General features: G+C 61.4%; 7 protein-coding genes. 6 read left to right on the forward strand and 1 reads right to left on the reverse strand.

What is annotated here, in order from left to right; all coding sequences use genetic code 11:
- Positions 1 to 91: 91 nt before the first annotated feature.
- The 3 genes from gcvPB to ACJWXQ_RS05015 all read left to right on the forward strand — a co-directional run bounded on the left by gcvPB (position 92) and on the right by ACJWXQ_RS05015 (position 5,466).
- Positions 92 to 1,588: an aminomethyl-transferring glycine dehydrogenase subunit GcvPB gene (gene gcvPB / locus ACJWXQ_RS05005; protein WP_406672292.1), complete on the forward strand. Its 1,497-nt coding sequence runs from the start codon at positions 92 to 94 to the stop codon at positions 1,586 to 1,588.
- A 136-nt stretch (positions 1,589 to 1,724) separates the two neighbouring features.
- Positions 1,725 to 2,660 (forward strand): carbohydrate kinase family protein, encoded by a 936-nt coding sequence (locus ACJWXQ_RS05010; protein WP_346052585.1) that lies wholly within the window; start codon positions 1,725 to 1,727, stop codon positions 2,658 to 2,660.
- A gap of 82 nt (positions 2,661 to 2,742) precedes the next feature.
- Positions 2,743 to 5,466, forward strand: coding sequence for a trypsin-like peptidase domain-containing protein (locus ACJWXQ_RS05015; RefSeq protein ID WP_406672293.1), 2,724 nt, complete (start codon positions 2,743 to 2,745; stop codon positions 5,464 to 5,466).
- Positions 5,467 to 5,529: 63 nt separating this feature from the next.
- Here ACJWXQ_RS05015 and ACJWXQ_RS05020 read toward each other — a convergent pair whose 3' ends face one another.
- Positions 5,530 to 6,726: a class I SAM-dependent rRNA methyltransferase gene (locus ACJWXQ_RS05020; protein ID WP_406672294.1), complete on the reverse strand. Its 1,197-nt coding sequence runs from the start codon at positions 6,724 to 6,726 to the stop codon at positions 5,530 to 5,532.
- Between the two features lie 121 nt (positions 6,727 to 6,847).
- Between ACJWXQ_RS05020 and lgt the strand changes: the two genes are divergently transcribed.
- From lgt to ACJWXQ_RS05035, 3 genes are all read left to right on the forward strand, one after another.
- Complete coding sequence (lgt, locus tag ACJWXQ_RS05025; RefSeq protein WP_346052581.1) at positions 6,848 to 7,657, forward strand: prolipoprotein diacylglyceryl transferase; 810 nt, start codon at positions 6,848 to 6,850, stop codon at positions 7,655 to 7,657.
- Positions 7,654 to 8,448: a thymidylate synthase gene (gene thyA, locus ACJWXQ_RS05030; protein ID WP_406672295.1), complete on the forward strand. Its 795-nt coding sequence runs from the start codon at positions 7,654 to 7,656 to the stop codon at positions 8,446 to 8,448. The genes lgt and thyA overlap by 4 nt, the downstream gene beginning before the upstream one ends.
- A gap of 454 nt (positions 8,449 to 8,902) precedes the next feature.
- Positions 8,903 to 9,205 (forward strand): hypothetical protein (locus ACJWXQ_RS05035; RefSeq protein ID WP_406672296.1); only part of this gene is annotated, 303 nt, incomplete at its 3' end.

Consider the following 9,205-nt stretch of genomic DNA (forward strand, 5'->3'; position numbering starts at 1 on the left):
ACTGGTGCCGGAAATCGCCCAGGAACCGGATTACGAAGCAGCCCTGAAAGTACTGGGCTAATCACCATCGTGGAACAACAGGGCCGGTGCCATGCACCGGCCGGTCAATGAGAACTGGAAGCAGACGACTATGCTGATTTTCGAACATGCCCGTCAGGGTCGCCGGGCCTACGCCCAGGCCCCCGCCGAGAAGCCGGCCTTTGATGACATTCCCGAACAGTTCCGACGCAAGGCGCCCCCCGAGCTGCCGGCGGTGTCCGAGTTGCAGGTGGTGCGTCATTACACCCGTCTGTCCCAGAAGAACTTCTCCATTGACACGAATTTCTATCCTCTGGGCTCCTGCACCATGAAGTACAACCCGCGGGCCTGTAACACGCTCGCCATGCTGCCCGGCTTTCTGGCCCGACATCCCCTTGGACCGGTGGATCATGGCCAGGGTTTTCTGGAATGCATGTACGAGCTGCAGGACATCCTTCAGGAAGTCACCGGCATGGCCGGGGTTTCCCTGACTCCCATGGCCGGCGCCCAGGGTGAGTTTGCCGGCGTGGCCATGATCAAGGCCTATCACGAGTCCCGTGGTGATCATGAGCGTGACGAGATCATCGTCCCCGATGCCGCCCATGGCACCAACCCGGCCACCGCCGTGATGTGCGGCTGCAAGGTGCGCGAGATCCCCACCGGCAAGGACGGGGATGTGGACCTGGAAGCCCTGCGTGCCGTGGTCGGTCCGAAGACTGCCGGCATCATGCTCACCAATCCCTCCACCGTGGGTGTCTTCGATCGCAAGATCGAAGAGATGTCGAAGATCGTTCACGAGGCCGGCGGCCTGCTTTACTACGATGGCGCCAACCTCAATGCCATCCTGGGCAAGGTGCGCCCGGGTGACATGGGCTTTGACGTCATCCACATGAACCTGCACAAGACCTTCTCCACTCCCCACGGTGGTGGTGGTCCGGGCAGTGGCGCCATTGGTGTCTCCAAGCGCCTGAAACCCTTCATGCCCGGCCCCATCGTCATGAAGGACGGTGACGGTTTCCGCTGGAGCAACAGGGACGAGCTGCCCAACAGCATCGGTCGCCTGTCCGCCTTCATGGGCAATGCCGGTGTCCTGCTGCGGGCCTATATCTATGCCCGGCTGCTGGGTCGTTCCGGTATGCAGCGAGTGGGCGAGTACGCCACCCTCAATGCCAATTACCTGATGGTGAAGCTGCGTGAGGCCGGTTTCGATCTCGCTTATCCCGAGCGCCGAGCCAGTCACGAGTTCATCGTGACCTTGAAGCGCCAGGCCAAGGAAACGGGCGTGATCGCCACCGACTACGCCAAGCGCCTGCTGGATTTCGGCTTCCATGCCCCGACCATGTATTTCCCCCTGCTGGTGCCCGAGTGTCTGCTCATCGAGCCCACAGAGAGCGAGCCCAAGGAAGAGCTGGACGGTTTCGTCGAGGCCATGGCCACCATCAATCGCGAGGCAGAGACCGAGCCTCAGACCGTGAAGGGCGCTCCCTACACCCTGCCGGTGAAGCGCCTGGATGACGTCAAGGCGGCCAAGGAGCTGGACCTGGCCTGGCGCAAGGCCAACGCCGCCTGAACACTATTGGCTGTAAAGACGCCAAGGTCACAAGGGAAGCAGTTGTCGCCTTTGTGCCTTGGCGTTTTTGCGTAAGCAAGGATTGAACGCAGCGCAAGCTATCGGAGCGCCGCAAAATATAACTGGGAGATATCTGATGACGGCATTGATCTGCGGTTCTTATGCCTACGACACCATCATGGTCTTCAATGGTCGATTCAAGGATCAGATCATGCCTGATCGGGTGCACATGCTGAATGTGGCCTTTCTGGTGCCGGACTTGAGACGCGAGTTCGGTGGCACGGCGGGCAATATCGCCTACAACCTCAAGCTGCTGGGCGGGAAGGGTATTCCCATGGCCACTGTGGGCACGGATTTCGGCCCTTATGATGCCTGGCTGGAACAGCACGGCATCGACAGCCGCTACGTCCAGCAGGTCGAGGGTGAGTACACGGCCCAGGCCTATATCACCACCGATATGGATGATAATCAGATCACCGCATTCCATCCCGGTGCCATGAACCATTCCCACCAGCAATCCGTTCCCCGTGATGCGGGAATCAGCCTCGGAGTGGTTGCCCCCGATGGTCGCGACGGCATGTTGCAGCATGCCCGGGAATTCGCCCAGGCCGGCATCCCCTTCCTCTTCGACCCGGGGCAGGGGCTGCCCATGTTTGACGGCGAGGAGCTTCTGGCCTTTATCGACCAGGCTCGCTGGGTGGCAGTGAACGATTACGAGTGTGGCATGCTCGAAGAACGTACGGGGCTGGATCGCAGCCAGTTGGCCCAGCGGGTGGAGGCTCTGGTGGTCACCCGGGGTGCCCAGGGGTCACTGATCTTTGCCAACGGCGACTGTCACGAGGTGGAAGCCGTACGACCGGCAGTGGTTAACGACCCGACCGGTTGCGGTGACGCCTACCGCGCCGGCCTGGTGTACGGCATGATGAATGAACTGGACTGGCTGACAACTGGCCGAATCGCATCGATGATGGGGTCAATCAAGGTTGCCCAACATGGCACACAGAATCACCATTTCACTGCCAAGGATTTCAGGGCCGGGTTCAAGCAGGCCTTCGGCTACAGCTTTGACTGAGCAGTTGAGCGGATCCCGGCGTCTTCAGGGCGGGCTTGCGGCGCTTGTGTGCGCCTCGGTCTTGCTCTGGGCCTCACAGACGATGGCCGAGCCCAGTTGGTCGGAGACCCTGGACCGCATTGCCCCTGCCGTGGTGCAGATTCGGGTGGATGCGCCGCGTCCCTTTGATACCGAGTGGGAAAACACCACCGAGGCCACCGGTTTCGTGGTGGATGCGGAGAAGGGGCTGATTCTCACCAACCGCCACGTGGTCTATCCTGGACCGGTGGTGGCCGAGGCGGTCTTTCAGAACGCGGAAGAGGTGGACCTGACCCCGGTCTATCGAGACCCCGTCCATGATTTTGGCTTCTTTCGCTACGATCCCGAAGACCTTCGCCATATTGATCCGGTCAGTATTCCCCTGGCGCCGGAAGCGGCCGCCGTGGGACAGGATATTCGGGTAGTGGGTAACGATGCCGGTGAGCGTCTTTCCATCCTGGCCGGGACCCTGGCCCGCCTGGACCGGGATGCGCCCAATTACGGCCGCGGCCGTTACAACGATTTCAACACCTTCTATTTCCAGGCCGCCTCCGGCACCAGTGGCGGCTCCTCCGGCTCGCCGGTGATTGACATTCAGGGCCGTGCCCTGGCCCTGAATGCCGCCGGGCGCATGGATGCCAGTTCCAGCTATTTCCTGCCGCTGCAAAGGGCCATTCGCGTGCTGGACAGGCTGCGCAATGGGGAAGATGTCACGCGGGGGACCCTGCAGACCACCTTTGTCCGCCAGTCCTACGACGAATTGCGGCGCCTGGGGCTGGATGAAGTGGAAGAGACTGCCGCCCGCCTCAATTTCCCGGATTACAACGGCATGCTGGTGGTGGACCGGGTAGTCGACGGCGGCCCGGCCAATGATCTGCTCCAGCCCGGCGACATCCTGCTCCGGATCAACGGCGAGATGGTGGCCAGCTTCGTACCGCTGGCGGAAATCCTCGATGACAGTGTCGGCAAGAGCTTGCAGCTGGATATTCGTCGTGGTGATGAGACCCGCCAGGTGGATGTCACCGTGGGTGATCTCATGGCCATTACGCCGGATCGCTATCTGGAGGTGGGGGGCGCCGTTCTGAACCCCCTGTCGTATCAGCAGGCCCGCCATTTCAATCGTCCACCAGGGGCGGTGTATGTGGCCTCCACCGGTTTCATGATGGGCCGTTCCGGCGTGCCCCGTGGGGCCATTATCCGTTCACTGGATGGAGAAACCACCGAAACGCTGGATGAGTTCAGGCAGGTGTTCGAGGGCCTGTCCGATGGTGCCCGGGTCCCGGTTCGCTATACCCGAATCGATGAGCCCTATCGCGAGGTGTTGGCCACCCTGACGGTGGACCGGACCTGGTTCCCGGCCCGGGATTGCCGAATGGAAAGTGGCACGGGCCGCTGGCCCTGCGAGGAATTGGCCGCCGCCCCGGCTCGCAATGAGATCAAGCCCGGCAGTGTCCGCTTCGGTGACTATGGTGATGCCCGGGCCCAGCGTCTATCCCGCTCCATGGTCTGGGTAGAGTTCGACATGCCTTTCCGGGTGGAGGGCATGGATGGTGTCGGTTTTACCGGGACCGGTATTGTCGTGGATGCGGCTCAGGGTCTGGTACTGACGGATCGCGCCGCGGTCCCAAGCCGCATGGGCGATCTGCGATTGACCTTCGCCAGTTCCCTCGAGGTGCCGGGGGAGGTGGTCTTCCTGCACCCGCTCAACAACCTGGCCCTGGTCCAATACGATCCCGCCCTGTTGGTGGGCAGTGAAGTGCGGCCGGTGACTTTCAACCCCCGCCTGCCCGGATCAGGCGATGATGTCTGGGTGGTTGGCAAGCGACCTGATCAGTCACTGGTCTCCAGGCGCACCGAAGCCAGCGGCCTGGACCCCCTGCGCCTGTCACTGTCTTCGAGCTTCCGCTTCCGAGACGTGAACCTGGAGACGCTGTCCGTGGTCAATGCGCCGTCCGATGTAGGCGGTGTACTGGCCGACCGCCATGGCCGGGTACAGGCGCTGTGGAGCAACTATGGCAAGCAGGGAGCGCGGGGCGATGCATTCAAGGGCATTCCGGCCGAAGTCATACAGGACATGCTGGCCCGCTACCGAAATGGCGAGGGGATCCATTCCCTGGAGGTGGAGTTCCTGCTCATGCCCATGTCCAGCGCCCGCAAGCTGGGGCTGCCCGAAGCCTGGGCCAGTCGTCTGGCCGATCTCGACGATCGTCCCCGGGGCGTGCTGTCGGTAGAACGTATCGTGGCCGGTGCCCCGGCCGAGGATTATCTGGAGTCCGGGGATCTCCTGCTGGCGGTCAATGGCACGCCGGTAAATGATTTCCGTCGCCTCAATCAGGCCAGCCAGGCGGAATCAGTGGATCTGAGCATCTTGCGCAACGGTGAGGTCAAGGCGCTGAACGTGCCCACGCAGCGCATGGACGGGCGCGGCGTGGAGCGGGTGATTCACTGGGCCGGTGCGGTTCTCCACGAGCCCCACCGGGCCATGGCGGCTCAGCGCGGCATTCCGCGGCGCGGTGTTTTTGTCTCCAATTTCAGTTATGGCTCCCCGGCCAGTCGCTACGGCCTCAACCCGGGGCGGCGCATTATTGAGGTGGATGGCCAGTCAGTGAGCGATCTGGATGAGTTCCTCGAGCAGGTCGCCGGTCGTGAACATCGCAGTCCTATCCGCCTGCGCCTGGAAGACTGGGACGGCACCACCGATGTGGTGACCCTGAAGCTGGACAAACACTTCTGGCCCACCGAGGAAATTCAGCGCGAAGATGGCGAATGGGTCCGTCGGGAGCGTTGAAGGGTTAGGAGTGAGAGTAGAGGGCCCCCCTCGGTACTCAGCACTCAATGCTCGCCAATCGACTTACCAGCTCGGCAGCACCCGGAAAAAGGCCGTCTTTAGATAGGCGGTCTCCGGAATGGCCGGGTGGACGGGGTGGTCGGGACCCTGGCCGCCGATTTCCAGTAACTGGGCGGAGCGATCCAGATGCCGGGCCGAGGCCTGGACGGTGCGGATGAGCTCATCCCGGGCCATGTGGGCAGAGCAGGATGCTGACACCAGCAGCCCGTCTTTTGCCAGCACCTGCAATGCCGCCTGATTGAGCTGACGATAGGCCTTCCTGCCCTGTTTGACGTCCTTGCGCCGTTTGATCAGAGCGGGTGGGTCGGCAATCACGATGTCGAACTTCTCTCCGGCCTGGCGCAGGTCCTTGAGCACCGCCATCACATCCCCCTGTTGAGTCTCCACCGTCAAGCCGTTGCGCTCGGCATTGGCCTCTACCCCCGCAAGGGCCTCGGCGGAGCTGTCGACACAGAGTACGTCCCCGGCCCCGGCATGGGCAGCGCGCAGCCCCCAGGCGCCCAGATAACTGTAGAGGTCAAGCACACGGGCGCCCGGCTGCACATGGTGGGCCAGGCGTTCCCGCATGGGGCGCTGGTCGAAGAACCAGCCGGTCTTCTGTCCCGCCAGAGGATCAATGCCGAATCGCAGGCCGGCTTCTTCGATTTCCAGGGTTTGCGGCAGCTCGCCCGCAATAAGCCGGGGCGCTTCAACTCCCAGATTCTCCAATTGCCGCACCGGGTTGTCGTTGCGCAGCACCACCGCCTCGGGAGCAAAGTTCTCCTCAATGGCCTGCAGTATTTCTCCCTGACGGACGTCCATGCCGGCGGTACTGAGTTGAATGGCATAGACCCGGCCGAAGCGTTCCACCACCAGGCCCGGCAGGCCGTCCGCCTCGCCGAAGACCAGTCGGCAGGCGCCGTCACCGTAAAGTCGCTCACGCAGGCCCGAGGCAATATTGAGCCGGTGCTTGATCAGGGACTTGTCCAGGGCCACGTCGGACTGGCGGCTGATCATGCGCCCGCAGATCAGGGAGTTGGGGTTGATATAGGCCGTCCCAAGCGGCTTGCCGCCCTGGCCAAGCACATTGGCCAGTTGCCCGGCTTCAAAATCCGTAATCCGCCCGGCCTCGCTGTCCACCTCATTGCTGAATATCCAGGCATGGCCGGCCCGCAGACGGCGGTCCTCATTTTTCTTCAGGCGCAAATGCGGGTGGGACATGGTGAATTTCTCCTACCGGGGGTGGAATGGGCGCCAATTCTAACACCCGCGGCCTTTCCGCCCTCAATTGCGATCCGGTAAACTGCCCCACTTGTCCTGGTCATCCCGGAAGGGGAGTTACATGCATTACCCGGATATCAACCCGGTCGCCATTGAGTTGGGCCCCATGGCTATTCATTGGTATGGCCTGATGTACGTGATCGGTGTGCTCGCGGCCTGGTGGCTGCTTGGGCGACGCCTGCGTCGACCGGATGTGGGCTGGGACAGCAATGACCTGGCTGATCTCACCTTCTACGTGGTTCTTGGGGTGATTGTCGGCGGTCGAGTGGGTTATATCCTCTTTTACAATCTGGGCGCCTATATCGACGACCCCCTGCTGGTCCTGCAGATCTGGCAGGGTGGCATGAGCTTTCACGGCGGCCTGCTGGGTGTGCTGTTTGCGGGCTGGCTCTTTGCTCGCCGCCAGAAGCGCCATTTCTGGGATGTGGTGGATTTCGTCGCGCCGGTGGTACCCATCGGCCTTGGTCTGGGCCGGATCGGCAACTTCATCAACAGCGAACTCTGGGGCAGGCCCACCGACGGACCCTTCGGCATGATCGTCAATGGCGTGGCCCGGCATCCCTCCCAGCTTTATCAGGCGGCTCTGGAAGGTCTGGTGCTATTCGTGGTCCTGTTCTGGGTGTCTGCCCGCCCCAGACCCAGAATGCTGATCTCGGGCCTGTTTGCCCTGCTCTACGGGGCATTCCGTTTCCTGGTGGAATTCGTGCGCATGCCGGATGAGCATATTGGCTATATCGCCTGGGATTGGCTCACCATGGGGCAGCTTCTCTCTCTGCCTCTGATACTCGTTGGCGTGGTGCTGATTACCCTGTCCCAGCGGAACCGGGGCTACCCCCCGACTCAGGCGGACCGGGAGGCGATGGCGAAATGAAGGCCTATCTCGACCTGATGCGACATGTGCGGGAGCACGGCCACCGCAAGGAAGACCGCACCGGTACGGGCACCCTGAGCGTGTTCGGCCACCAGATGCGCTTTGACCTGGCTCAGGGTTTCCCGGCCGTGACCACCAAGAAGTTGCATTTCCGCTCCATCATCCATGAGCTCCTGTGGTTTCTCAGCGGTGACACCAATATCCGCTACCTGCAGGAAAACAATGTCCGCATCTGGAATGAATGGGCGGACGAAAACGGTGACCTGGGACCGGTTTACGGTTATCAGTGGCGGTCCTGGCCGACCGCCGACGGGCAGGCCATCGACCAGATTCAGCGGGTGATGGAGCAGCTTGGGACCACGCCGGACTCTCGTCGCATGATTGTCTCCGCCTGGAATGTGGGCCAACTGGATCAAATGGCCCTGGCCCCTTGCCATGCCTTTTTCCAGTTTTACGTGGCGGACGGCAAACTGTCCTGCCAGCTCTATCAGCGCAGTGCGGATATTTTCCTTGGTCTGCCCTTCAATATCGCGTCCTATTCCATTCTGGTTCACATGATGGCCCAGCAGCTGGATCTGGATGTCGGGGATTTCATCTGGACCGGCGGTGATTGCCATCTCTACCTTAATCACCTGGAGCAGGCGGACAAGCAGCTCATTCGGGCGCCGCGACCCTTGCCTCGCCTGAACATCAAGCGGCGTCCCGAGAGTCTGTTTGATTACCGATTCGAGGATTTTGAGATTCTGGACTACGACCCCCACCCGCACATTAAGGCGCCGGTCGCGGTCTGAGGGTGTAACCTGCCGGCCAAGAAAGCAGTTGACAGAAGGTGCCGTACTCGTATAATTCGCCACCATCTTCAAATAGAAAGGAGGAACCCCCAGTTGGACGTTAGCAGTAGATGCCCGATGACGGGCAGGACAAGCTGAAGCCGCGAGGCCGTCTCACTGGAAATTCCTTCCTGCTGACCGCTTCGCAGCTTCAATGCGAAGCGGTCTAGCGTGAATCCCATCGCGAATCATTATCGGCTGCCGCCGATCTCGCCAGATTCATCGCCAGCCCGTTTCTCTCAATTGCAAACAGATCGCCCAGGGCGTCGTGGTTCGTCGTGTCCATGCAAATGCAACAGGGCGATGCTAGGCTTTGTGCGTGCAGATTTCCTGAGCACTGTTTGCAATCCTGTGCCTGCCAGTTATCGGGAACTTAAGGGAACCGTAACTGCCTGCCTGAAAACAGGAGAGAGAAGTGCGCAAGCAAATGATTCCTGGCGCAGCAATTGGTGCTGCCCTCATGACCCCTTTCACCGCCCAGGCCTCCGGTGGCCACTGGCTGGTGGATGATGCCGCTGTATTCCCGACCCAGACTGCCGGGCTCGAAGCCTGGTATGAGGATTTCGGCGACTCCGCCGATGCCTTGGCGATCCAACCCGCCTATACCTTGTCCAACGGTCTGGAGCTGACCGGGGTAATAGAAAGCGTTTCTGTTGGGTCTGACCGTGAAAATGCCTTTGGAATTGAAGGCAAGTACCTGTGGCGGGATTTTGAAGCC

The sequence above is a fragment of the Natronospira sp. genome (genome assembly GCF_007134575.1).
GTDB classification, from domain to species: Bacteria; Pseudomonadota; Gammaproteobacteria; order Natronospirales; family Natronospiraceae; genus Natronospira; species Natronospira elongata.